This is a genomic window from Vibrio qingdaonensis, from assembly GCF_026191675.1.
In the GTDB taxonomy this organism is placed as follows: Bacteria; Pseudomonadota; Gammaproteobacteria; order Enterobacterales; family Vibrionaceae; genus Vibrio; species Vibrio qingdaonensis.
The window spans coordinates 56,112-80,125 of the sequence record NZ_JAKRRY010000003.1 but is presented as its reverse complement, the minus strand read 5'-3'; the positions used below and the strand labels follow the sequence as shown (position 1 = coordinate 80,125).

23 protein-coding genes are annotated in these 24,014 nt (G+C 45.9%); 11 read left to right on the top strand and 12 right to left on the bottom strand.

What is annotated here, in order from left to right:
* Positions 1-47 precede the first annotated feature (47 nt).
* Together mrcB and hrpB are read right to left on the bottom strand one after the other, a co-directional pair.
* The gene (mrcB, locus tag MD535_RS04025; RefSeq protein WP_265673652.1) at positions 48-2,435 is read right to left on the bottom strand and encodes a penicillin-binding protein 1B; all 2,388 of its coding nucleotides are present in this window, start codon (positions 2,433-2,435) and stop codon (positions 48-50) included.
* Positions 2,432-4,933 carry an ATP-dependent helicase HrpB gene (hrpB, locus tag MD535_RS04020; protein WP_265673651.1) on the bottom strand — a complete coding sequence of 834 codons (2,502 nt, stop codon included), beginning with the start codon at positions 4,931-4,933 and terminating at the stop codon, positions 2,432-2,434. Before hrpB ends, mrcB begins: the two co-directional genes overlap by 4 nt.
* A 56-nt stretch (positions 4,934-4,989) precedes the next feature.
* Between hrpB and sfsA the strand changes: the two genes are divergently transcribed.
* From sfsA to panC, 7 genes are all read left to right on the top strand, one after another.
* Positions 4,990-5,700 carry a DNA/RNA nuclease SfsA gene (gene sfsA, locus MD535_RS04015; RefSeq protein ID WP_265673650.1) on the top strand — a complete coding sequence of 237 codons (711 nt, stop codon included), beginning with the start codon at positions 4,990-4,992 and terminating at the stop codon, positions 5,698-5,700.
* Positions 5,701-5,826: 126 nt separating this feature from the next.
* The gene (gene dksA / locus MD535_RS04010; RefSeq protein ID WP_250615776.1) at positions 5,827-6,273 is read left to right on the top strand and encodes an RNA polymerase-binding protein DksA; all 447 of its coding nucleotides are present in this window, start codon (positions 5,827-5,829) and stop codon (positions 6,271-6,273) included.
* Between the two features lie 147 nt (positions 6,274-6,420).
* Entirely contained in the window at positions 6,421-7,308 is an 888-nt protein-coding gene (gene gluQRS / locus MD535_RS04005; protein WP_265673649.1) for a tRNA glutamyl-Q(34) synthetase GluQRS, read from the top strand.
* A gap of 87 nt (positions 7,309-7,395) precedes the next feature.
* Positions 7,396-8,754, top strand: a complete 1,359-nt coding sequence (gene pcnB / locus MD535_RS04000; protein ID WP_265673648.1) for a polynucleotide adenylyltransferase PcnB — start codon at positions 7,396-7,398, stop codon at positions 8,752-8,754.
* Positions 8,751-9,236 carry a 2-amino-4-hydroxy-6-hydroxymethyldihydropteridine diphosphokinase gene (gene folK, locus MD535_RS03995; RefSeq protein ID WP_265673647.1) on the top strand — a complete coding sequence of 162 codons (486 nt, stop codon included), beginning with the start codon at positions 8,751-8,753 and terminating at the stop codon, positions 9,234-9,236. Before pcnB ends, folK begins: the two co-directional genes overlap by 4 nt.
* Positions 9,237-9,261: 25 nt before the next feature.
* Positions 9,262-10,056, top strand: a complete 795-nt coding sequence (gene panB, locus MD535_RS03990) for a 3-methyl-2-oxobutanoate hydroxymethyltransferase (protein ID WP_265673646.1) — start codon at positions 9,262-9,264, stop codon at positions 10,054-10,056.
* A gap of 8 nt (positions 10,057-10,064) precedes the next feature.
* Positions 10,065-10,952 carry a pantoate--beta-alanine ligase gene (gene panC, locus MD535_RS03985; protein WP_265673645.1) on the top strand — a complete coding sequence of 296 codons (888 nt, stop codon included), beginning with the start codon at positions 10,065-10,067 and terminating at the stop codon, positions 10,950-10,952.
* Positions 10,953-11,089: 137 nt separating this feature from the next.
* Here the strand turns inward: panC and MD535_RS03980 are convergent, their stop codons facing one another.
* Positions 11,090-12,346, bottom strand: a complete 1,257-nt coding sequence (locus tag MD535_RS03980; protein ID WP_265673644.1) for a methyl-accepting chemotaxis protein — start codon at positions 12,344-12,346, stop codon at positions 11,090-11,092.
* A 132-nt stretch (positions 12,347-12,478) separates the two neighbouring features.
* Between MD535_RS03980 and MD535_RS03975 the strand changes: the two genes are divergently transcribed.
* Complete coding sequence (locus MD535_RS03975) at positions 12,479-13,240, top strand: ion transporter (protein ID WP_265673643.1); 762 nt, start codon at positions 12,479-12,481, stop codon at positions 13,238-13,240.
* Positions 13,241-13,320: 80 nt separating this feature from the next.
* Here the strand turns inward: MD535_RS03975 and MD535_RS03970 are convergent, their stop codons facing one another.
* Positions 13,321-14,838 carry a CYTH and CHAD domain-containing protein gene (locus MD535_RS03970; protein WP_265673642.1) on the bottom strand — a complete coding sequence of 506 codons (1,518 nt, stop codon included), beginning with the start codon at positions 14,836-14,838 and terminating at the stop codon, positions 13,321-13,323.
* A 205-nt stretch (positions 14,839-15,043) separates the two neighbouring features.
* On the opposite strand from MD535_RS03970, the gene MD535_RS03965 reads away from it, so the two are divergent.
* The 3 genes from MD535_RS03965 to MD535_RS03955 all read left to right on the top strand — a co-directional run bounded on the left by MD535_RS03965 (position 15,044) and on the right by MD535_RS03955 (position 17,937).
* Complete coding sequence (locus tag MD535_RS03965) at positions 15,044-15,724, top strand: TIGR00153 family protein (protein WP_250615784.1); 681 nt, start codon at positions 15,044-15,046, stop codon at positions 15,722-15,724.
* A gap of 119 nt (positions 15,725-15,843) precedes the next feature.
* Positions 15,844-17,106, top strand: coding sequence for an inorganic phosphate transporter (locus tag MD535_RS03960; protein WP_265673641.1), 1,263 nt, complete (start codon positions 15,844-15,846; stop codon positions 17,104-17,106).
* Between the two features lie 219 nt (positions 17,107-17,325).
* Entirely contained in the window at positions 17,326-17,937 is a 612-nt protein-coding gene (locus MD535_RS03955; protein ID WP_265673640.1) for a TIGR04211 family SH3 domain-containing protein, read from the top strand.
* A gap of 59 nt (positions 17,938-17,996) precedes the next feature.
* Here the strand turns inward: MD535_RS03955 and rpoS are convergent, their stop codons facing one another.
* The 8 genes from rpoS to ftsB form a co-directional block, all read right to left on the bottom strand.
* Positions 17,997-18,977, bottom strand: a complete 981-nt coding sequence (gene rpoS, locus MD535_RS03950) for an RNA polymerase sigma factor RpoS (protein ID WP_265673639.1) — start codon at positions 18,975-18,977, stop codon at positions 17,997-17,999.
* Positions 18,978-19,077: 100 nt separating this feature from the next.
* Entirely contained in the window at positions 19,078-20,013 is a 936-nt protein-coding gene (gene nlpD, locus MD535_RS03945; protein ID WP_265673638.1) for a murein hydrolase activator NlpD, read from the bottom strand.
* Positions 20,014-20,637: a protein-L-isoaspartate(D-aspartate) O-methyltransferase gene (locus MD535_RS03940; RefSeq protein WP_265673637.1), complete on the bottom strand. Its 624-nt coding sequence runs from the start codon at positions 20,635-20,637 to the stop codon at positions 20,014-20,016.
* A gap of 3 nt (positions 20,638-20,640) precedes the next feature.
* Positions 20,641-21,411 carry a 5'/3'-nucleotidase SurE gene (gene surE / locus MD535_RS03935; RefSeq protein ID WP_265673636.1) on the bottom strand — a complete coding sequence of 257 codons (771 nt, stop codon included), beginning with the start codon at positions 21,409-21,411 and terminating at the stop codon, positions 20,641-20,643.
* A gap of 5 nt (positions 21,412-21,416) precedes the next feature.
* Positions 21,417-22,448, bottom strand: coding sequence for a tRNA pseudouridine(13) synthase TruD (gene truD / locus MD535_RS03930; protein WP_265673635.1), 1,032 nt, complete (start codon positions 22,446-22,448; stop codon positions 21,417-21,419).
* A 12-nt stretch (positions 22,449-22,460) separates the two neighbouring features.
* The gene (gene ispF / locus MD535_RS03925) at positions 22,461-22,940 is read right to left on the bottom strand and encodes a 2-C-methyl-D-erythritol 2,4-cyclodiphosphate synthase (protein ID WP_265673634.1); all 480 of its coding nucleotides are present in this window, start codon (positions 22,938-22,940) and stop codon (positions 22,461-22,463) included.
* Positions 22,937-23,647 carry a 2-C-methyl-D-erythritol 4-phosphate cytidylyltransferase gene (ispD, locus tag MD535_RS03920; RefSeq protein WP_265673633.1) on the bottom strand — a complete coding sequence of 237 codons (711 nt, stop codon included), beginning with the start codon at positions 23,645-23,647 and terminating at the stop codon, positions 22,937-22,939. The genes ispF and ispD overlap by 4 nt, the downstream gene beginning before the upstream one ends.
* A complete protein-coding gene (ftsB, locus tag MD535_RS03915) occupies positions 23,644-23,925 on the bottom strand; it encodes a cell division protein FtsB (protein WP_265673632.1) in 282 nt (93 codons plus the stop codon). Before ftsB ends, ispD begins: the two co-directional genes overlap by 4 nt.
* Positions 23,926-24,014: the final 89 nt, after the last annotated feature.

The following is a 24,014-nucleotide window of genomic DNA, read 5'->3' as shown; positions in this document are numbered from 1 at the left end:
TTCTACAATTACATGTCGTGGCAATGACCCTTTTACTTTAGTGACAATTACCAATCAAACAGGTTCTTTATCCACTGTTTGGGTTGGTTGTCACACGATGCCTTCAATTTCCCCGATTCATCCCAGACGGGTAACTCAAATGCATTGCCGCAATCGAGCTGTAGTGAACCATTGGTGGTTTTATTGAAACCAATCATCGTGATATTTTTTGGCCACGGCAAAATAAGCTGCTCCGGCACGCGAGCGGCTAAGTAATCGGAATACACACGAAGTGCGCCACTTGAGCCAGTTAACTTGGTCGATTTGTTATCATCCCGACCCACCCATATTGTGGTCACTTCGCGGCCGTCTACCCCGACAAACCAGCTATCTCGCGTATCATTACTGGTACCCGTTTTCCCCGCTAATGCCGCGTGAGGAAACAGGCTATTTAAGTATCGACCCGTCCCTTCAAGCACGCCTTTTTTCATCGCGTAGGTGGTCAGCCAAGCCGCCTGTTGCGGCACTTTTTGAGTCGCTTTAGGTAAAGACTGGTACAGCACATCACCATCGACACTGACCACGGAACGTAACGCTGACAAATTAGCCTGTCGACCAGAATTTGATAACGTTTGATACATCTGCGCCACCTGGTAAGGCGTTAATGAAATCGCGCCTAAAAACATCGATGGCACTGGTCTTATCTCGCTAGCATCGACCCCTAGGCGCACAAGAGTGCTTGATACGTTTTTAATCCCCAGCGACATCCCTAAACGAACAGTAGGAACGTTCAGAGACTTAGCAAGCGCCTCATACAATGGCACGTCACCACGAAATTTTCGATCGTAGTTTCTCGGCTGCCACACATTGCCTTTACTGCCCTTCAAGGTCAGTGGTTCATCATCAAGTGTCGTTGCCAAATCAAACCTATCTGGCTGCTCTAACGCCGTTAAATACACGGCAGGTTTGACAAGAGAACCAATAGGACGACTCGCGTTCAGCGCTCGGTTAAAACCACTGTAGCCAGTGCGTTTTCCGCCGACCATTGCACGAATTTCACCGCTATTACGATCCACGGCAATCGCCGCAGCTTCCAACCCTTTGCCAGACGTTTTCTCTAGCTGTGGCAGCCGTTTCGCGATCGCTTTCTCTAGTTGGTCCTGCGAAACCGGATCCAGAGAGGTATAAATACGCACCCCACCTTTAGCGTTAATCTGATTGCCAAGCTTTTGGTTTAATTCTCGTTTTAGCTGTTGAAAGTAAGCCGGTTGACGACTGGCAATCTGCGGATTCTTTTGCAAGTCGAGATCGCGGCTCGCCGCCATTTCAAACTCACGCCCGGTTAACAGGCTTTGATCCATCATCAAGCGCAACACCAAATCCCGACGCTGCTTTGAACGCTCAGGATGACGAATGGGATTGTAATAAGAGGGGCCTTTCACCATGCCAACAAGCAAGGCTAATTGATCAATACGCAGCTCTTGCAACGGCTGACCAAAATACAAACGAGCAGCAAGGCCGAAACCATGAATCGCCTCCCCTCGGCTTTGCCCTAAATAGACTTCGTTGAGATAGGCTTCTAAGATTTGATCCTTGCTATAACGGTAATCCAGTATTAACGCGATATACACTTCACGTAGCTTACGCCACAACGTACGCTCACTAGTCAGGAAAAGGTTTTTCGCCAGTTGTTGCGTCAGGGTGCTTCCCCCTTGTACGGTTCTTCCCGCGCGTATATTGGCAAAAAATGCACGAGCGATCGCAGTAGGTGACACACCATCATGCTGATAGAAGTCTCTATCTTCCGTGGCGAGCAACGCATCTATCATGATTTCCGGAAACTGGTCACGACGTAAGAATAACCGCTGCTCATCAGCATTCTTCTCTAGCATCCCCAACATTTTGGGTTCAATACGGAGAAAGCCAAGGTTACCTTTTTTCTCTAATGACTGAATCCGTACTAATTCATTACCTTCAAAGTACAACATGACATGACGATCAGGCTCAGGGCCGTCAGCAAACTCAAATGGACGGCGAATCAACTCAATCTTCGTTGATGATGAAGAGTACTCTCCTGGGTTACGAGGCTGATTCACCTTACGATAGCCAAGCACATCCAGTTCATTACGTAGCTGCTGAATCTCAATCGCATCGCCTGTCGACAAATTAAGCACACGCGCATAAACAACGGTCGGTAAATCAAACAGCTGCCCTTCAAAACGCTCTTTCACCACCTGATCGAGATAAAAGCCGACTGCAGCAAGCGCCACCCCGCCAACTAATGCCAATTTCCAGCCAATCGAGAACAGTCGTTTTCCAAGCGTTGAGCGCCCTTTCTTTTTGGCAGTCTTACGTTTCTTAGGCGCACTTTTTGCTCTCGGTTTTGCTGCGGTTTTGGTGGTTTTCTTGGTTGTTGTTTTTTTACCGGTCGCCGCCAACTTTCTAACTTCTATCATGAGTTCAACTGTCTTTTGGTTTTGTGCGTTGCCTGATGATTCATTGGATCATCCGGCCATGGGTGTTTGGGATAACGTCCTTTCATCTCTTTTTGAACGTCTTTGTATGCGCCTTGCCAAAATGCGGCAAGGTCTTGGGTAATTTGTAACGGTCTTTGTGCTGGAGAGAGTAACTCCAGCACTATCGCTTGGCGACCATTTGCTATCAATGGTGAAGCTTGCTCACCAAACATTTCCTGAAGCTTGACCGACAACATAGGCGCTTGTCCCACTTGATAACGAATTTTTTTCTTCGCACCTGTTGGCACCACAAGATGCGTCGGTAAAGCATCATTCAACACTTTTAACGCCTCCCATCCTAAGTACGCCTCGAGTGCAGGCATAAGATTGAGCGCTTTTAGCCCCTTCATGGATGAAATGCCATGCATAAAAGGCAGCAACCACTGCTCTAAGTGGGTCAATAATGCGGCCTGAGACATATCCGGCCATTGAGGGACATCAAGCCAATCTCGTGCACACTCTACCCGAGTGACGTATTCATTCGCAGAGGGTGTCCAGTTGAGTACCGATACGCCGTGACGGCGAACGGTCGCCAATAATGCCCCACTGACATCGGCATCGTCTGGGATAGGAATGATTTTTTGCTTCAAGATAATTGCGCCAAGCTGTGTCACTTCACTGGCCGTCAATGCCCCTCGCTTATCATCCCATTCCAGACGCTGTTTGTTTTCAATTAACTGCGGCGCTATGTGTTCAAGGCTAGGGATATCTACGCTGAGAGCTTTAAAGATCTGACTAGCACCTCGCCCGGTATTAAGCACATCCAAAACAACAAGGTATTCTTCATCTGCAAGCTTGTCATGATCGTCAATTTGCACACCGTGACCGTTGGCCAATAAGAACTGCCCCGAATTTCCCGAGCGTTTCGCCGCAATTCTATCTGGGTAACCTAAGGCTGCAAGTATCCCGAGCAATGACTCATCACTCTCTTTCAAGATAAACCGATACTTGAGCTTCTGAGCTATCGATTTAGCTCGAAGCATTAGAGCAGCACTACGAGTATGCTGCCCCGTCTGCCAGCGATGTAACGCATACCTTAAGTCAATATGTCCCCTTTCTGGCTCTTCAATTAAACAGCACAACGCAATAGCCGTGGTTAGCTCGACGGCACCTAATGGCTGGGCTTGCAGTAGCAAACTGGCAAGGCGAGGCTCAACGCCAAGTGTATGAGCGCGCTGCCCCAAAGGCGTCAATTGCGATGAAGCATCAAGCAACTGCAGTTGCTTTAATAGCGCTTTAGCCTGCTCAATATGTGTCTCTTTCGGTGTATCTAGCCACCTTAACATCGTCACATCTTGGCATCCCCACTTAAGCAGCTCTAACATCAAGGCCGCTAAGTCGCTGCGTAATATTTCCGGCGTACTTTGCTGCGGCTGCTGATTAAACTGACTCTCACTATATAAACGAACACAAACTCCGGGCTCAAGGCGTCCCGCTCGCCCACTGCGCTGAATCGCTGAAGATTGCGCAATGCGTCCTTGTGCTAGTTTGGTAACGCCAGTTTTTAAATCAAAGGTCGCCTGATTCTCTAAACCAGAATCTAATACAATCCGAATGCCCTCGATCGTTAGTGAAGTCTCAGCAATATTGGTCGCAAGCACAATTTTTCGCTGGCCAGACGCTGCTGGTTGAATCGCCCGTTGCTGGGCTTTAAAGTCTAACTGGCCATAAAGCGGACAAATGTCATAGCCACTTTGTAATTGCGTCAAACTTTGTGATTCCGATAAGCTTTGTGATTGTGTTAACAACTCCTCAGTCCGTTTTATTGCCCCTACGCCAGGTAAAAAAGCCAACAACGACCCTGAGTGATGAGACATCGCTGATAGGATCTGCTGACACATGGCTTGAGGCAAGTTGTCATTCACCCCTATTGGCCGATAGGCAACCTCAACGGGAAAGGATCGGCCTTGAGACTCAACATAACGTGCTTGGGGTAAAACACGCTTAAGATCATCGCCATCCAATGTCGCTGACATCAGTATGAGCTTGAGATCATCTCGCAGCGCTTCTTGTACTTCTAGGGTAAAAGCTAGCGCGGTATCAGCATGCAAGCTTCTTTCATGAAATTCATCAAATATGATTGCGCCAATCCCGTTAAGCTCAGGATCGTCTTGTAGCATTCGAGTCAATACGCCTTCTGTGACAATTTCAAGCCGTGTATCTTTACTGACTTTACTTTCACCACGCACCCGATAGCCCACCGACTCCCCAACAGGCTCTGATAATTGTTGTGCTAAATACATCGCAATATTTCTGGCGGCAATGCGGCGCGGCTCTAGCATGATAATTTTTCCATCGACAGGCAGATGACGAAGAAGCTGCAACGGAAAGTACGTTGATTTCCCCGCCCCTGTTGGCGCCTTCAAAATCACTTGGTTTGAGTTTTCAATCGCCTCAAATAACTCAGATAACACGTCTTTAATAGGGAGTTGTGACAACGGAAAAGCCTTGTGCTGTAATGTGAGCTCTCATTCTAATAAAAAATGGCCATGAAATGCACTTCGATCCACCTTTAGAATCAGGAAAGCTCATTAAACGATATAAACGCTTCCTCGCAGATATCACCACCGCATCCGGAGACGAGGTCACCATTCACTGCGCGAACACGGGCGCAATGACTGGCTGTGCCGTCCCAGGCTCGACCGTTTGGTACTCCACCTCAGATAATCCGAAAAGAAAATACCCAAATAGTTGGGAGTTAACCCAAACTGATAGCGGTGACATGATTTGTGTAAATACGGCCAGAGCCAACACATTAGCCGTAGAAGCCATTAAAAATAATGTGATTGAAGAGCTAAAAGGTTACCAAACGCTGCGCACTGAAGTGAAATACGGTCAAGAAAACAGCAGGATCGATATTTTGTTGCAAGACAGTGAGCGGGTCGATTGCTACATTGAAGTAAAGAGTGTCACACTGCTAGAAGAATCAGGACAAGGGTATTTTCCAGATGCTCAAACGACAAGAGGTCAAAAACATCTCAGAGAGCTCACGGAAATGGCTCAATCTGGAAGCAGAGCCGTATTATTATTCGCTATTTTGCATTCAGGCATTGAAAAAGTCTTTGCCGCACACCATATAGATGCGAAATATTCACAATTACTTGAGCAAGCAAGGAAAGCTGGGGTTGAAGTACTTTGTTATAAAGCATCATTTTCAGATAATGATATGACGCTCTTATCTCGGGTCAATTACGAACAAAAGTGATGACACGTTCACAATGATAAGAACTTTAACAAACATCGTTTGCCACAAGCATTTCTTTTTGCTATAGATACCCGCCTTAAAATTAACTGTTCGCGCAGTTGACTAGGTTTAAGTAGGAGATGCTGTATGCCAGAATCAAAGAAAAAAGCGCTAGGCATCCTAGCCATTGCAGGGGTTGATCCTTACCAGGAAAAAGCCGGTGAAGAGTACATGTCACCAGCTCAAATGGATCATTTTAGAAAAATCTTAGGCGCTTGGCGCAACCAACTTAGGGAAGAAGTTGATCGTACTGTGCACCACATGCAAGACGAAGCGGCTAATTTCCCTGATCCGGTTGACCGTGCATCTCAAGAGGAAGAGTTCAGCTTAGAGTTGCGTAACCGTGACCGTGAACGTCGCTTGATTAAGAAAATCGAGAAAACGCTTAACAAGATTGAAGAAGACGACTTTGGCTTCTGCGAATCTTGTGGTGTTGAAATCGGTATTCGCCGCTTAGAAGCCCGTCCTACTGCCGATTTATGTATCGACTGTAAGACACTTGCAGAAATCAAAGAACGACAGATGCAAGGCTAATATAGCGATAAAAAGGGAGCAAACGCTCCCTTTTTTGATCATTCATGATGATCATATCAATGCCGCAATAACACTCTACACTATTGTTTATTGTTACTGTTGTTTGTAAACACTGTCTTTATAACAAACTATGTATATAGGTCGGTTATGTATATAGGTCGATTTGCGCCCTCTCCGTCGGGTCCCTTACACTTTGGTTCTCTAGTTGCCGCACTAGGCAGTTACTTTCAAGCTAAAGCCCAATCAGGAAGATGGCTCGTCCGTATTGAGGATATTGACCCACCACGTGAAATTGCTGGTGCTTCATCCCTCATTCTGAAAACGTTAGAAGCTTACCAGTTAGTTTGGGACGGCGACGTTCTTTACCAAAGCTCGCGTCTAACGGCGTACCAACAGCAAGTGGATCAATGGTTATCATCAGACGATGCCTACTTATGTGAATGTACTCGCCGACAGATCAAAGAAACACACGGCTTTTATCAAGGCACATGTCGCCACAAAGGCTTAATGGCATCAGGCAACCAGGCGGTTCGCTTGAAAGTGACCCACCCTATTAGTGCATTTGATGACCAACGCTACGGTTCGCTCACTATTCCGGCAGGCTTAGTGCACGAAGACTTTATCATTAAACGTAGAGATGGGCTTTTTGCCTATAACTTGGCGGTTGTACTTGATGATATCTATCAAGGGGTAACCGAAGTGGTCCGAGGCGCTGATTTAATTGAACCTACAGGGCGGCAAATTAGTCTCTACAAAACACTCGGTGCGACGCCGGTGAGTTACTTGCACTTACCCCTTGCTATTGATGATAGCGGCAATAAACTATCCAAACAGAACCATGCTGCCGGTATAGATTTAACCAATCCCGTGCCAACTTTAATGAATGCGATGCGTTTTCTTGGTTTCTCTTTAGATGACCATATGGCAGGCTCTACACCAGAAGAACTCCTAAAATGGGGAGTGGAAAATTGGCACTTGCAACAGCTATCCGATGCGCTCAAGATTAAACCGCCATTCTCAAATGATGCACTCTAGGCTATCATAAGCGGCAAAATTCAAGCGACAGGAACGAAACGTGACGGATGAGCCGTCATTTTTTCTCACCTAAACTGCGTTAAGATTATGAATAAAACTGAAAATTCCAAAAATGTTCACGAGGTTTATGGTGACATTGCACTGCATGTCTATTCTCGCGAAGAGCACACTGTCTCGCGTCAGAAAATCAGTGATAATGCGCTAAAAGTACTCTATCGACTACACAATGCTGGCTATGAAGCCTATCTTGTGGGCGGTGGTGTGCGTGATCTCTTGCTTGGCGAACAACCAAAAGACTTTGACATCGCCACCAATGCGACACCAGAGCAGATTAAAACCTTATTCCGTAACTGCCGTTTAATCGGCCGCCGCTTCAGACTGGCCCACATCATGTTTGGTCGAGATATCATTGAAGTCGCGACGTTCCGTGGCCACCATCAAGAACAAGAGAAGAACGTTTCTCAACAAAGTAAAGATGGCATGCTACTGCGGGACAATGTCTACGGCAGTATTGATGAAGATGCAGAGCGTCGTGATTTCTCGATCAACGCAATGTACTACAACATTGGTGACTATTCGATTCACGATTATGCCGGTGGTATTGAAGATCTTGAAGACCGCATTATTCGCCTGATCGGGGAACCTGAAGTGCGTTACCGTGAAGATCCGGTGCGCATGCTTCGTGCTACCCGCTTTGCCGCAAAACTCGATTTTGATATCGAAGAAGATACGGCTGCACCCATTGAAGAATTAGCGCCACTGTTACGTGATATTCCATCAGCACGACTTTATGAAGAGTCGCTCAAGCTACTGCAAGCTGGCTGTGGCCTAGAAACCTATCACTTGATGCGTGAATACAACCTATTCCAACAGCTGTTCCCGATCATAGCGCCACACTTAACATCAGACTATGCATCGAACACTGAGCAGATGTTAGATCTGGTTCTTGACGCCACCGATCAGCGCATCGAAGAAGGCAAGCGAGTCAATCCAGCATTCATGTTTGCCGCCATGCTTTGGTATCCGATGATGGAGCATGCCGTCAAGCTTATGGCGAGTCAAAACCTGTCTGACTATGACGCGGTAATGGAAGCCAGTAACATCATTTTGGATGAGCAAGTTAAATCAACGGCTATTCCAAGGCGCCACACGGCTACCATTCGTGAAATATGGCAGTTACAGCTTCGTCTACCACGCCGCACAGGTAAACGTGCATACCGCCTAATGGAATTGAATAAATTCCGCGCTGGTTATGATTTCCTAGAAATGCGCGGAGAAATCGAAGGCGGTGAAGTAGCAGAATTGGCCAGTTGGTGGAATACATTCCAAACCGCAGGCCGCAATATGCGCCAAGCGATGGTGAATGATTTAGGTGGAGCGTCAACCAAGTCGGGGAATCGACGTCGCCGTAGTCCTAAGAGCAAAAAGCCAAAGAGCAGCCAATGATCACTTGTTATATTGCGATCGGCAGTAATCTGTCCGATCCCGTAGCACAAGCTTTGGATGCGATGGATGCGCTAAAGTCACTGCCCAAGAGTTCGGTCATTCAATGCTCGTCACTTTACAGCAGCACACCTATGGGGCCGGCAAATCAACCTGACTACATCAATGCTGTTGTTAAAATACAAACCGAGTTAACGCCGCTTGAGCTGCTTGATTGCACCCAAGCCATTGAGTTAGAGCAAGGGCGTGTCCGTAAAGATGAACGATGGGGGCCGAGAACACTCGACCTTGATCTTATTCTTTACGGCAATGAGGTGATTGATTCCGAGCGTTTAACCGTTCCTCACTATGGAATGAAAGAGAGAGAGTTTGTGCTCTATCCGCTTGCTGAAATTACACCTAATTTACAACTCCCTGATGGGACTGAGCTCACGAACTTGCTTACGCAAGTCGATCGTAATGGGCTGAGCGTTTGGCAAGCATAGCCAACGCCCAAATAAGGATAAAATAATGAAAAAAATCACCATCAACGACCTAATCAAGTGGAAGCAAGAAGGTCGAAAGTTTGCTACATCAACGGCGTACGATGCTAGCTTTTCAGGGCTATTTGAAAGCCAAAACATGCCCGTATTGCTCGTTGGCGATTCTCTGGGCATGGTATTACAAGGCAAAACCGATACTTTACCGGTAACGGTTGAAGATATTGCTTACCACACTCGCAGCGTTCGCGCAGGTAGCCCGAATTGCTTACTGATGGCGGATATGCCATTTATGAGCTACGCGACACCAGAGCAAGCCTGTCAGAACGCCGCTCAATTAATGCGAGCCGGTGCCAACATGGTGAAGCTCGAAGGTGGTGAATGGTTAATCGACACGGTACGAATGTTGACTGAACGAGCGGTTCCTGTCTGTGCACACTTAGGCCTCACCCCTCAAAGTGTCAATATCTTTGGTGGCTACAAAGTACAAGGTCGCGATCAAAAAAATGCCGACCAAATGGTGCGTGATGCGTTAGCGTTGCAAGAAGCTGGTGCACAAATCGTCTTACTAGAATGCGTTCCACAGGAACTGGCTAAACGCATTACTGAAGCGCTCGATGTGCCTGTTATTGGTATTGGTGCAGGTAATGTTACCGACGGACAAATTCTTGTGATGCACGATATGTTCGGCATTTCAGCTAACTACATGCCTAAATTTTCAAAAGACTTCTTAGCTGAAACTGGCGACATGCGTCTTGCGATTGCTAAATATATTGCGGACGTGGAAAGCGCGGCTTTCCCAGATGACGCACATACGATTGCCTAGGGGGAATCATGCATACTTTTGCTGATATCGCAGAGTTAAGAGAACAAGTCGCGCAATTTAAACGTGAGCAGCGTCGAATTGCATTTGTTCCAACCATGGGTAACCTTCATGAAGGTCACTTGACGTTAGTGAGCAAAGCACGTGAACAAGCCGATATCGTCGTGGCAAGTATTTTTGTCAATCCGATGCAGTTTGAGCGCGCTGATGATCTCAACAATTACCCTCGAACTCTAGAAGAGGACTTGAGTAAACTCAGCGCGGAAGGTGTGGACATGGTGTTCACGCCGACACCTGAGATTATGTATCCACATGGCTTAGATAAGCAGACCTTTGTCGAAGTCCCTGGCATCTCTTCGATGCTAGAAGGGGCGTCTCGCCCAGGTCACTTCCGTGGGGTATCCACTATCGTGGCAAAGCTGTTCAACATCGTTCAACCTGATGTGGCCTGCTTCGGTGAAAAAGATTATCAGCAACTCGCGCTCATTCGCCAAATGGTCAATGATCTTGCGATGAATATTGAAATCATCGGTGTACCTACCGTCCGTGAGATGGATGGTCTTGCCATGAGTTCTCGTAACGGCTATCTAACCATGGATGAACGCCAACGTGCACCAGTGCTTGCGAAAACGATGCGTTGGATCAGCAGTGCGATACGCGGTGGAAGAGATGATTACGCTTCTATAATTGAGGACGCGAACGATCAATTGCGCGCCGCTGACTTGCAACCGGATGAGATATTTATCCGTGATGCACAAAGCCTGCAAGTCATTAATGAGGAATCCACTCAGGCGGTGATTTTGATGTCAGCTTACCTAGGTCAAGCTCGATTAATTGATAATCAGGTGCTGGATTTAGCTCAAAGCAGTAATGAACCTGATGCTGAGCCTGCGGCTTAGTGCTTAGTGCTTAGTGCTTAGTGCTTAGTGCTTAGTGCTTAGTGCTTAGTGCTTAGTGAAAAATAAAAAAAACGCTCACATATTGTGAGCGTTTTTTATTGATGGTTCGCGCAAGTGACTCGCACTAACCGCCATCCTTAAACTTTGAATGACTTAATCTTACCATCTAACTCTGCGGCGTTACTCTCCATCATTTCTGACGTTTCTAGCAATTCAGTAACCACGACAACCGATGCTTCAACTAGCTCTCTTACGTTGGTGAGGTTTTGATTCATCTCTTCCGCAACGCTGCTTTGTTGTCCTGCTGCCGTCGCGATTTGGAAGTTCATATCATTAATCTGATTCACTTGATTCACAATACCATCCAGTTCACTTCCGGCATTGGTAACCAGCTCCACGCCATCGGCGGCTTCAACGACACTTTTTTCCATTAGTTCAACCGCAGAATTCGCACTCGACTGAAGATGAGAAATCATCTCTTGGATTTCGACCGTCGCTTGCTGAGTACGCTGTGCTAAATTGCGTACTTCGTCAGCAACCACAGCAAAACCTCGCCCTGCCTCACCGGCACGCGCCGCTTCAATCGCCGCATTTAATGCCAATAAGTTCGTCTGCTCAGAAATACCTTGAATCGTACCAACCACACTACCAATAGACTCGACTCGCTCTTCTACTTGATTAACCGCTGCGGCAGAAGCTGAGATATCATTAGATAACTCATTCATTTTAGTCACTGTACCTTGCACAAAGCGCTGGCCAGTTTCCGCCTGTCCTGACGCCTGCTCAGTTAATTGCGACGCATTTTGTGCATGATCAGCGACCGTTTGTACGGTTGAGGTCATCTCACTCATGGCTGTCGCCAGCTGGTCAATTTCCTGGAACTCCTCTTGTGCTGATTCTTTCGTTTCAGACATACTTAAAGTCATAATTTCAGTTAATGATGATAATTCCTGAGACGTCACGACTTGAGTTTTGATGACATCTTGCAATTGAATTCGGGTACGCTCTAATTCTCTAGCGACGTCGCCATATTCATCCTTGCAGTCCATATTAATTGGCACGGTCAGATCTTTGTCTGCCATTCGCTTAATGGCAAGGTTCAAGTATTGAGTCTGCTTTAGCATAGTTTTAGCGGCGAAGAGTAATAACGTAACGAACACCACGATCATAACGACCGTTTGCCAAACCACCTGCACTAAATACGCTTCATAGTGCTCTTGCGCTATCGCCACATTCTGTGTCGCAGCCAATAGAGAGTCGTAAAACGTACTTGCATCCCAAAGTTGCTTTCCAATTAGAAGCAAGGTACTAAATACCATTAACATCAACATCTTCGGTACGAGTCGAACATCGGTGATGAGTCGCTCCCAAGGCTTAAATGCCAGTGTTGTCATTATTCGTTCTCCATTCTTTATTATATAGTTAGAGTATCCCTCTAACATTGGCGCCAACATGACTCAATCACAAACGTGTTTCTCTTCGAGCCAAGTCACGCATGCAATAAAACTATTTAATTCGAGCCTCGTATGAAAGACGATGATATCAAAACTGAAACTAAGCCATTGAGTCTATTGTCACTTTTCTTGTCATTTATGGCATTAATTGTGATATCCGCCCTTCTTTTTGCACCCATTAATGCAAGCGGTCGTACCATTCTTATCGGCCTGGACTTTATTATCTGTAGTTTATTTATACTGCAACTTACTGTGGATCTGATCCGCTCCACAGATCGTATGCAATATATGAAAACGCACTGGATTGATTTTATCGCTAGTATCCCGCTCATCGAACCGCTGCGTTTCGCCCGACTGTTTCATATCTTCCGCGTTATCTTAGTCATCCGCTCTGGTGAGGCGATGCTTAACCAACTCGCACGCAATCGACATGAAACAACACTCGTGTCGATTCTACTGGTACTGTTCGTATTAATTACCGCAGGGGCAGGGATGATGCTTTTGGCGGAAAGCTCGGATCCGCGCGCGAATATCACCCATATTGGCGACGCTGTTTGGTGGGCGTTTGTCACCGTCTCGACCGTTGGCTACGGTGATCATTATCCGGTCACCGCTTTTGGGAAGGTTCTTGCTGCAGGTATCATTATTTGTGGCGTAGGACTATTTGGTATGACATCTGGCCTAATCACCTCTTTGCTTTCTTCTCCGAGTTCCTCAGACGAGCGTCGCTCAAAACACACCGAAGTCCAATTGCAGAAAATACTCAATCAACAAGAGGTGATTATGCATCGCATCAATCAAATAGAACATAAACTAGAACGTCGAGATAAATAAAAAGAGAGGCCGCTAAGGGCCTCTCTTTCTGATACCAGGGTTATCACTGTTAATGACACACCTTGATGTGTCATGTGTAATTATGGCTGCCAGTAAGGTTCAACTTCCATACTAATCTGTCTGGTTTGCTCCATTGCATGCAAGATCGAGCTTTCTTGACGACTAAGCCAACGTCCTAGTTGCTCTTTTTCATCGCCTTCTAAGCGCTCAATCAGCGCCTCTAAGAGCTCTAACATCAACAGGTCATCAATGCCTTGCAGTAAGTCTGCCCACGGCAGCCTGAAGCTATTACGCTCTTCTACGTCGAATAGGATGGCAAAGCCTACACCGGAGTATAGATTACGCATTAATCGATATTGCTGTTCGAGGTAATCTTGACGCGTCAGCATTTTTTCTACGGGAAAGGCTTCAACTAATTCAGCCCAAGTTCGAGAAAGCTGATTCACAGCAAAAGGCTTAATCGGTTGTTGCATTTTTTCACGAGCTTTTTCATCTAGGAACGGTTGCCAACCCCTTGATAAAATCCAGCGACTAAGATCAAGTAATAGGCCTGCATAACGCGCAGAGTGAATCAGTTTCAAGGTTTCTTCTCGATCGGGAAGTTCCGCTTGCGTGTCTTTAAGTTCTGATACTAAGAATTTACGTGCATCAAGCTTTCTTAATACATGCCCTTTATCTTCCAGTAACCCTTCTAAGTGATCATAACGCTTGAGCCATGTTAACTCTTCTTCAAGCCACTTCAGCTCTTGACGCACTATTGCACTCGCGCGGCGTGGGACAATGCCACCATAGACCGTCAGAATTTGGCGAATCAGGCTAATCGAATGGCTAATCTCATGCAGCGCTTCTATCGATTCATGCTCAGTATAGATTTGTTCGTGGTAATGCCAATGCTCTAAAGCATGTTCTAAGGAATTAATGAAGCAGGTTTCAACCGTATCCGATTCAACCGTATCAACCAGCGCCAGAGGTTTCACTTCGTCACCTTCGTAGCCTTGCGCTAAACGATAGCCACGCGCCGCTTTGCTTAAATTACCAAGACGAATGCCACCAGACTCACAAAATGCACGAGCCAGCGTAAATAACGCATCGGTTTGCCCCGATTTAAGCTCAAGTTCTACTTCACAAATAGGATAACTACGCTCACCGGAAGACACGAGCCCCTGATCAAACGCCACTTCGACTTGACTACCGTCAGGCATGCCAATCAGCCACTGCTCACGGGTAAAGTCTGTTGAAAAGATGGCAATGAGTTCTGACTGCAATGTTTCAACATTTTTACCTTGTGGGTAAATGTCGAGCGGATGTAAAGTCAATTCAGGTTCATTAGAAGTGTGTTCGGCGTTAAATTCTGGACGTTGATGCAGCCCCGCTACAACTCGACCTGATGTCTTCACCGTTTGTACAAAGACATCATCAAATCGGCGAATGCGTAGGCCAATATCGTGTTGGCGCAGCCAGTTGTCTGGTGTATCGAAGTAAGTGTTTCCTAACTCACGACAACTGTGCTGAAGTACTTTTGTTTCTGAGATTTTATTTCGTAAAGTTTCTGAAAAATCAGGTGAAACAAAAAACTTCAGTTCTATCTCGGTTTCCATAGTTATACCTTTCAAGGACACTGACAACAGGATATGGTCAATTCCCAAAATCGGCAAGTGACAAATATCACCCAATTCATGATCTAAAACAGTTTAAATCAGACTTTTAATGGGTTAACATGCGCGCCTTTATAGCCATCGCTTAACATTTCACCATGATATGGTGTATGTTTATTTCAGGTTATATTTTTTAGGTTAGACAACCATGCCAGTGAATACAATTATGGGGTTATTTGCAAAGTCCCCTATTAAACCTTTGCAACGCCACGTTGTGTGCGTAACAGAGTGTTGCTCACATCTTGTCAATTTCTTTGAAACCAGTTTTCAAGGTGATTGGGAGAAAGCAGCCGAGATCCGTGCGCAGATTTCTCACTTAGAGAAAGAGGCGGATGTATTAAAGCGTGAGATTCGCTTAAAGCTTCCTCGCGGATTGTTCTTGCCTGTAGATCGTAGCGATATGCTTGAGCTACTGACACAGCAAGACAAACTTGCCAACCTAGCAAAAGACATTGCAGGCCGTGTTTACGGTCGACAACTTGTCATCCCTACCCCGATGCAAGATAACTTCATCGCCTATGTAAAACGTTGTCTCGATGCAGCGAATCAAGCTCAAAAAGTCATTAATGAGTTAGATGAGCTACTAGAAACAGGGTTTAAAGGTCGTGAGGTAACACTTGTAGCCGAAATGATTCATCAGCTCGACATCATCGAAGATGATACCGACGCGATGCAGATTCAACTTCGCCAACAACTCATGGCGATTGAACATGATCACAACCCAATTGATATCATGTTCCTTTATAAGATTCTTGAATGGATCGGTGGCATTGCAGATCAAGCTCAGCGCGTTGGTGCTCGACTTGAACTCATGCTTTCGCGGTCTTAAATCATACGTTAACTAAATAACAAAGAGCGAAATTGATATTAGGCGCTGTATGCAATGCTTAAGTGTTGCCCGCGTCTTAAAACTGCTCCGCTTGTTATGAAACAAAACTAGGTATTACAATGGATATTCTTGCAAACTACGGCACTATCCTAATTATTGTTGCAGCTTTATTCGGTTTCCTAATGGCTATCGGTATTGGTGCAAATGATGTTGCCAATGCAATGGGTACTTCTGTTGGCTCTAAAGCTTTAACAGTTAAGCAAGCAATCATCATTGCGATGATCTTCGAATTTGCCGGTGCATATCTTGCAGGTGGTGAAGTAACAGATACTATCCGTAAAGGCGTTATCGATACTTCATTGTTTGTCCATCAACCTGACGTTTTAGTCTATGGCATGATGTCTGCGCTACTTGCTGCAGGTACATGGCTATTACTTGCGTCATACATGGGTTGGCCGGTATCGACAACACACTCTATTATCGGTGCGATCATTGGTTTCGCCTGTATTTCTGTCGGTACAGAAGCGGTGGACTGGGGCTCAGTAAAAGGTATCGTTGGTAGCTGGGTGGTGACACCTGTTATTTCCGGTTTCTTTGCCTACTTGATTTTTGTTAGTGCACAACGACTGATTTTTGATACAGAAAAACCGCTATTGAACGCTAAGCGTTTCGTTCCAGTTTATATGTTCATTACTACAATGGTCATCGCACTAGTTACGATTAAAAAAGGCCTAAAGCACGTTGGTTTGCACCTTTCTAACGGTGAAGCATGGCTCTGGGCGGCGATCGTTTCGTCTGCTGTAATGGTATCTGGTTACCTGTACATCCAGCGTAAGTTTGCTAACCGTGAAGAAGACCATGGCTTTAGTGGCGTAGAAGGTATCTTCAGCGTATTAATGGTTATCACAGCGTGTGCGATGGCATTTGCACACGGCTCTAACGATGTAGCCAATGCGATTGGCCCTCTTTCTGCCGTTGTCTCTACTGTTGAGCACATGGGCGAAATTACCACAAAGAGCTCTATCGCATGGTGGATTCTTCCATTAGGTGGTTTTGGTATCGTGGTTGGTCTTGCGACCATGGGTCATAAAGTAATGGCAACCGTGGGGACTGGTATTACTGAATTAACGCCAAGCCGAGGCTTTGCCGCGCAACTAGCAACCGCGTGTACTGTTGTTCTAGCATCTGGTACTGGCTTGCCAATCTCAACCACCCAAACTTTGGTTGGTGCGGTATTAGGTGTTGGTTTTGCTCGTGGTATCGGGGCGCTTAACTTAGGTGTTGTTCGCAACATCGTCGCATCTTGGATTGTGACGCTACCTGCAGGTGCATTACTTGCTGTTGTGTTCTTTTACGCAATTCAAGCATCATTTGCTGGTTAACGCACACAAACCATAAAGTCAGGGAGATGTGAACCTCACGTCATATTTGACTCAAATGCAAATAAAGGGAGGCTAAGCCTCCCTTCTTAGTTGCACCACGTACAGAAAATTCATACTATTTGCCCATTCTTAAAAGTTTACAATTTGAGTGTGTCCGCGTAAGACAATGGTCGACGCACACTATCATTAATCCCCATTGAAAGACTGAAGGGACTTATCGTGAAAAAACTGATCAGCATGATCTTAGTATCAATGTTTGTAGTACCTGCCGCATTCGCTCAGGAACGCTATATTGCCGACAAACTATTTACTTATATCCACTCTGGACCAAGCAACGAATATCGCATCGTCGGCAGCATCAATGCTGGTGACAAAGTGAAGCTACTGTCGACCAACCGCAGCTCTGGCTTTTCTCAGGTGCTAGATGCACGTGGACGTAAAGGTTGGGTTGAAACTAAGTTTGTCACCACGCAGGAAAGCATGGCGGTACGTTTGCCTCGTCTTGAAAAAGAACTAACAGAAGTAAAAAGCCAGCTTGCCAATGCTCGTGAAACGGCAGATAGCGAACAAGAAGGCTTAGCAAGTTCATTAGATGCACGTAACAAACAGATTGCTGAGCTAGAACAAAACTACTCAGACATTAATCATCAGTTAACCACGTCGCAAACAGAGATTCGTGAGCTAAGAGCCAAACTCGACACACAAAAAGAAGACCTACTACTTAAATACTTTATGTATGGTGGTGGTGTGGCGGGTATCGGGCTACTACTCGGCTTAATTCTTCCGCATATCATTCCACGTCGTCGTAAAAGTCCAAACGGCTGGAAATAGTATTCTATGAAATAAAAAAACCGCCTTTCGGCGGTTTTTTTATTTCTCTATCTCTTCATTTAGTCATCATTGAAGTTGAATAGCGACTCCATGTTGAGACCTTGCTTAATCAAAATATCTCTTAGACGGCGTAGACCTTCCACCTGAATCTGGCGAACTCGCTCACGAGTCAGACAAATCTCCCGACCCACCTCTTCTAGCGTTGAGGGCTCATAACCTAACAATCCAAAACGTCGTGCTAATACTTCTTTTTGTTTCGGGTTAAGCTCATCAAGCCAGTGGATAAGCGACGCTTTAATATCATCATCTTGTGTGGATACTTCTGGGTCTGAATGCATAGAATCTGGAATAATATCTAATAACGCCTTCTCTCCATCACCGCCAATTGGCGTATCGACCGAGCTAATACGCTCGTTAAGACGAAGCATTTTAGATACATCACTCACAGGCTTGTCGAGCTGATGAGCAATTTCTTCCGCGGTGGGTTCATGATCGAGCTTTTGCGACAATTCACGTGCAGTACGCAGATAGATATTCAGCTCTTTCACTACATGAATTGGCAACCGAATGGTACGTGTTTGGTTCATCAAAGCACGCTCTATCGTTTGTCGAATCCACCACGTCGCATAAGTTGAGAAACGGAAACCACGTTCTGGGTCGAATTTTTCTACCGCGCGAATAAGCCCTAAGTTCCCTTCTTCAATAAGGTCTAATAGTGCAAGCCCACGATTACTGTAGCGACGGGAAATTTTAACAACGAGTCGAAGGTTACTTTCAATCATACGCTTACGAGCCGCTTCATCACCTTTCAGTGCGCGTCTTGCATAGAGAACTTCTTCTTCAGCGGTTAACAGTGGAGAGAAGCCAATTTCACCTAAGTACAATTGCGTTGCATCTAGGCTTTTGGCTGAGGCGTCAAACTGTTCTTTTTCTTCCTTTTTCGTTTTTGCTTCACTATTAGTTCGTGTGTTGCCCACCACTTCTAATTCGTTTTCAACGTTGAATTCTTCATTTTTGGTTACTGCATTGCTGATACCCATAGCGCCTCCCCCTGGCGAGCTAGCAAAACATGACTACCTAACTATGTCGCTAACCTATCCTGATCATGTCAATTAATATGCAAGTAGCATTGGAACGTTGTTACGGCAAATAGCGTTTTGGGTTCACTGATTTGCCTTGATAGCGGATTTCAAAGTGTAATCTGACACTGTTAGAACCTGAACTGCCCATGGTTGCGATTTTTTGCCCAGATTTAACGCTTTGTCCTTCCGATACCAATAACCGATCGTTATGAGCATAAGCACTGAGGTAACTATCATTATGTTTGACGATAACTAGGTTACCGTACCCTCTAAGTGCGTTGCCCGAATACACCACGGTTCCTCCTGCAGTGGCAACAATTGCTTGTCCTCGTTGGCCAGCAATGTCGATACCTTTATTTCCTTGGTCCCCTACAGAAAAGTTCTTTATCACGCGACCTTTTGTCGGCCAAACCCAACTTGATACCTTGGCAGTGGCAGCTGGTGCGGTTGTCTTCGGTTTACTCGCTACCGCTTTTTGCTTTGCCGTATTGGGTTTTGTGTTATTAACATTTTGTTTACCTTTAGAATCACCATACTCTTTTGCTTTCGATTGTTCAACCTTCTTATTGACTGTTTTTTGGGCACTATTACTTGTTGAACTCGCCGGCTTTTTCGCCACGGGCTTAGGTTTTGGGGATACCGTAGAGGCCGCTGCAGTTGTGGCTGCGGCTTCACCCGCACCGGAACCAGCATAAGAAGGCGGTGAGTACACACTTCGCCATAAATTAAGGCGATCGCCAGGATGAATCGTATAAGGAGCCTGTAAATTATTTAACCTAATCAGTTCCTTAACATCTTTATTGGTGACGTAAGAGATAAAGTACAAGGTGTCCCCTTTTTGTACCTCGTAGAAGCTACCTCGATAGCTTCCTCTTGAGACACTTTCGTACTTTCCTCCCAAATCTGAGACAGGCGCACGTGAGTACCCCGTGCACCCTGCAAGCACACTTGTTAGGGATAATACCCAAACTGCTCGTCTCAACATCGTTCTCATTTACGCAAGCTCACCTGCAATCAAAGGAACAAACCTCACCAATTCAATCACTTCCGTTATAAAACTCTCACCTTTACGGGTGATTTTTAATAGCTGTTGCTCATTCTCCCCAACCGGGATCACGAGTCGTCCGCCCTCTGTAAGCTGTAACAATAGGGCATCCGGTACGGACGCTGCCGCCGCAGTCACGATAATCGCATCGAAAGGCCCTTTCGCTTGCCACCCTTGCCACCCATCACCGTGTTTGGTGGCGACGTTATAAATATCTAAACGCTTTAAACGCCTTTTCGCCTCCCATTGCAACGCTTTAATACGTTCAACGGAACAAACGTGTTCAACCAATTGTGCTAATACTGCGGTCTGATAACCTGAACCAGTACCAATTTCGAGCACTTTAGTCTCTCTCGTTAGACTCAGCAGCTCGGTCATTTTTGCGACAATATACGGTTGGGAGATCGTCTGCCCACTGCCGATTGGCAGGGCGTTATTATCGTATGCTTGATGAATCATCGCTTGGGATACAAATTGTTCGCGTGGCACCTGAAGAATGGCATGCAATACGCGCTCATCTTTAATACCGTGTCCCTGTAAGAATTCAACTAATCTCGCTGCTTGCGGATTCATTGATTAATCTCTCCCTGCTATCCATTTTTTCATCGCACAGATTGAATCATGAGCGGTTAAGTCAACCTGCAAAGGGGTCACCGATATCTTGCCATGCTCGATCGCGTAAAAATCCGTTCCTTCCCCAGCATCTTGCTCCTTGCCGGGAGGACCAAGCCAATAAATATCATGACCTCTTGGATCTTTTTGCTTGATCATACTCTCAGCATGATGCCTGGCCCCCAATCGAGTCACTTGCATCTCATCCAATTCAATCAAGGATCTATCGGGAACATTAATATTGAGTAAACGATTCGTCGGAACGGATTGAGCTAAATGGCGCTCAACGAACTGTTTCGCTACTCGCGCCGCTGCAGCAAAGTTATCTCGCCCCACGAGACTAAATGCCATCGACTGGACACCAAGAAAGTGCCCTTCCATTGCCGCCGCAACCGTTCCTGAATAAAGTACATCATCACCTAGGTTGGCGCCGTGATTAATACCCGACAACACCAAGTCTGGCATCTCATCGCACATCAATTCATTAAGCGCAAAGTGCACACAATCCGTCGGTGTACCCTGAACCGAAAAAACGTTGGGTTCAATCTCATTAACTCGCAACGGCTGCTCCAAAGTTAAAGAGTTGGAGGCACCAGAACGATTTCTATCAGGGGCAACAATCACAACGTTGGCTATGTCTTGAAGCGCTTTTGCCAACGTGCGTATCCCTTCAGCATGAACACCATCATCATTGCTGATCAGTATTTTGGGTTTGCTTGCTTTAGTTTTATTCATTTAAATCAAAATTGTCTTTCTACTTCTTCTAACACTGCGATCTCTCGCAGAATTGAGGTTGCAAAGCTGCCTGAATCTAAGAAAAAGCGCAGTTGCAAAGCATCGCCATCAACGCTGACGTCTAGTTGCTGAGGCACCAAGCTAATATCACGACGATCATGGCGCATTCGGTTGCCTCTAATCAACAGCATTAGATCCGGCTCATTATCGAGGTGACGCTGCTCAAGCGCGAGGGCCTCATCTTGAGTAGGTAACGCGTTATCGCCAGCTAACGCGCCAGTAATCGCCGCCTTACTCGCCAGCAATTCATCATAGTTACTTTCGCTAACAACCACTTGCTGATCTTCAACCGTCACAATATCACCAAGCAACGCTCGGTCTAAGCATTGTTGCTCAATACGATCAGAAACAATCTGGTTAAATATCCAAGAGCGTGCCGCAGACAAATACAAGCTTCGCTTGTTTTGATTTCGTGTACGCACATTATCTCGTCCCCAGCGCCTTGCTTCTACGACGTTGTTACCTTCGTGACCAAAGCGTTGCTGCCCAAAGTAGTTAGGCACACCGGAGGTCTTAATAGACTCCGCTCTGGCTAATGCTGACTCAAGATCGGTTACCTCAGTCAGTCGAATTTCAAAGTCATTGCCCACTAAGTCACCAGGGCGCAATTTTTTGTTGTGCCACGTTGTGTCAATAATTTCAATGCTTGGGTAGGTTGCTAAAAAACCGCTAAAATCTGGCACATTTTTCTTAGGTAAATGAATGCTCAGCCATTGCTCAGTGACGGCATGACGGTCTTTAAGCCCCGCCCAACCGATGTCTTTAGACTTAATGCCAAACAACTTAGCAAGTTCATTAGCAACAAAACTGGTATTTTCTCCACTTTTGCGAATGCGCACCATAAAGTGCTCACCTTCTCCGGCAAGCTCATAACCAAGCACTTCTTTAACGATAAAATCTTCATTGCGTGCTTTAAATTTTGCGGTACTGCTTGGTTTGCCGTATTGATACGCCAAACCATCGATAATATTTGTCATTACTAATGCCTACTAGGACAAGGATTTTGTGATTAATACCACAGCTTCTGTGGCGATGCCTTCTTTACGTCCTGTAAAACCAAGTCGCTCCGTCGTTGTTGCTTTTACATTGACGTTTTCAATATCAGTCTCAAGATCGGTTGCGATTACCTGACACATTTGGTCGATATAAGGTGCCATTTTAGGGGCTTGCGCCATGATGGTCACGTCTGCATTGACAAGTTCATACCCCTTAGCACGAACTTTTGTATACACATCGCGCAACAATGCTCGACTGTCTGCCCCTTTCCATTCTGCATCCGTATCAGGAAAGTGGCGTCCTATATCACCGGCGGCGATGGCGCCGAGTAACGCATCACAAAGCGCATGTAATGCTACATCACCATCAGAGTGAGCAAGAAGCCCTTGCTCGTAAGGAATAGAAACACCACCGATAATAACAGGCCCGTCACCACCAAACTTATGTACATCAAAACCGTGGCCGATTCTCATCTATGTTCTTCCTCTCTTAGTAAATAAAACTCTGCTAACGCTAAATCTTCAGGGCGAGTCACTTTTAGATTGTCGCTGCGTCCCTCCACCAGCTTAGGGTGTTGCCCTAAACGCTCAATAGCAGAGGCTTCATCAGTGATTGTTGCGCCATTTTGCAGTGCGTCACTCAATGCAGAGTGTAACACTTTCACACTAAACAACTGTGGTGTGAGCGCATGCCACAACCCGTTGCGATCCTCCGTATGATCGATAGTACTTTCAGCATTGGCTCTTTTCATCGTATCTTTCACAGGAGTGGCTAGGATTCCACCTACGGTATTTGGGACGACCTGTTGAATAAGTTTAGTAATATCATCCAAAGAGACGCAAGGTCTGGCAGCGTCATGAACTAAACACCAAGCTTCTGGCTCGGTTGATTGCACCCAATTAACCGCAGATAAGACAGAATCCGCTCGCTCTTTCCCCCCGCTCACACGCTGCACTTGCGGATGGCTGGCGATGGCAAGTTCTGGGTAGTAAGGATCCTTTTCACTGATGGCTACGATCACTTTACTCACTTGAGGGTGCGCCAATAACTTCGTGACCGTGTGCTCTAAAATCGTTTTTCCAAATATTGGGAGATATTGTTTAGGCTTATCAGCCTGCATTCTGCTACCAACACCAGCGGCTGGGACAATAGCAATAATTGGGGGGAATGTGGCTATCACTGGTTTTCCTCACCTATGATGCGATAGAAGGTCTCGCCATCTTGGATCAATCCCAGCTCATGCCGAGCTCGCTCTTCAATGGCATCGAGCCCTTGACGAAGATCGTCTATTTCAGCAAACATCTCATCATTGCGAACCTGCAAATTGCTGTTGACCTGCTGCTGAACTTTAATGTCACTCTCAACCTGATTAAAATCGACAACGCCATTTTTCCCAAACCACAATACGTATTGTAGCCACGAAAAAACCACGAGCAGAGCAAGAGTAAAGATGCGCATAAACTGGAACGTTCCATCGAAAAAATTAACCCTTTATATACCACAGTTTACACTTTGAAATAAGCGAAGACGAAGCTTGTTCACCGCTT

What these genes read in the sequence shown, in the direction of transcription:
- mrcB (WP_265673652.1), bottom strand. Translation starts at nt 2,435, where the DNA reads ATGATAGAAGTTAGAAAGTTGGCGGCGACCGGTAAAAAAACAACAACC.
- sfsA (WP_265673650.1), top strand. Translation starts at nt 4,990, where the DNA reads ATGCACTTCGATCCACCTTTAGAATCAGGAAAGCTCATTAAACGATAT.
- dksA (WP_250615776.1), top strand. Translation starts at nt 5,827, where the DNA reads ATGCCAGAATCAAAGAAAAAAGCGCTAGGCATCCTAGCCATTGCAGGG.
- gluQRS (WP_265673649.1), top strand. Translation starts at nt 6,421, where the DNA reads ATGTATATAGGTCGATTTGCGCCCTCTCCGTCGGGTCCCTTACACTTT.
- pcnB (WP_265673648.1), top strand. Translation starts at nt 7,396, where the DNA reads ATGAATAAAACTGAAAATTCCAAAAATGTTCACGAGGTTTATGGTGAC.
- folK (WP_265673647.1), top strand. Translation starts at nt 8,751, where the DNA reads ATGATCACTTGTTATATTGCGATCGGCAGTAATCTGTCCGATCCCGTA.
- panB (WP_265673646.1), top strand. Translation starts at nt 9,262, where the DNA reads ATGAAAAAAATCACCATCAACGACCTAATCAAGTGGAAGCAAGAAGGT.
- panC (WP_265673645.1), top strand. Translation starts at nt 10,065, where the DNA reads ATGCATACTTTTGCTGATATCGCAGAGTTAAGAGAACAAGTCGCGCAA.
- MD535_RS03980 (WP_265673644.1), bottom strand. Translation starts at nt 12,346, where the DNA reads ATGACAACACTGGCATTTAAGCCTTGGGAGCGACTCATCACCGATGTT.
- MD535_RS03975 (WP_265673643.1), top strand. Translation starts at nt 12,479, where the DNA reads ATGAAAGACGATGATATCAAAACTGAAACTAAGCCATTGAGTCTATTG.
- MD535_RS03970 (WP_265673642.1), bottom strand. Translation starts at nt 14,838, where the DNA reads ATGGAAACCGAGATAGAACTGAAGTTTTTTGTTTCACCTGATTTTTCA.
- MD535_RS03965 (WP_250615784.1), top strand. Translation starts at nt 15,044, where the DNA reads ATGCCAGTGAATACAATTATGGGGTTATTTGCAAAGTCCCCTATTAAA.
- MD535_RS03960 (WP_265673641.1), top strand. Translation starts at nt 15,844, where the DNA reads ATGGATATTCTTGCAAACTACGGCACTATCCTAATTATTGTTGCAGCT.
- rpoS (WP_265673639.1), bottom strand. Translation starts at nt 18,977, where the DNA reads ATGGGTATCAGCAATGCAGTAACCAAAAATGAAGAATTCAACGTTGAA.
- nlpD (WP_265673638.1), bottom strand. Translation starts at nt 20,013, where the DNA reads ATGAGAACGATGTTGAGACGAGCAGTTTGGGTATTATCCCTAACAAGT.
- MD535_RS03940 (WP_265673637.1), bottom strand. Translation starts at nt 20,637, where the DNA reads ATGAATCCGCAAGCAGCGAGATTAGTTGAATTCTTACAGGGACACGGT.
- surE (WP_265673636.1), bottom strand. Translation starts at nt 21,411, where the DNA reads ATGAATAAAACTAAAGCAAGCAAACCCAAAATACTGATCAGCAATGAT.
- truD (WP_265673635.1), bottom strand. Translation starts at nt 22,448, where the DNA reads ATGACAAATATTATCGATGGTTTGGCGTATCAATACGGCAAACCAAGC.
- ispF (WP_265673634.1), bottom strand. Translation starts at nt 22,940, where the DNA reads ATGAGAATCGGCCACGGTTTTGATGTACATAAGTTTGGTGGTGACGGG.
- ftsB (WP_265673632.1), bottom strand. Translation starts at nt 23,925, where the DNA reads ATGCGCATCTTTACTCTTGCTCTGCTCGTGGTTTTTTCGTGGCTACAA.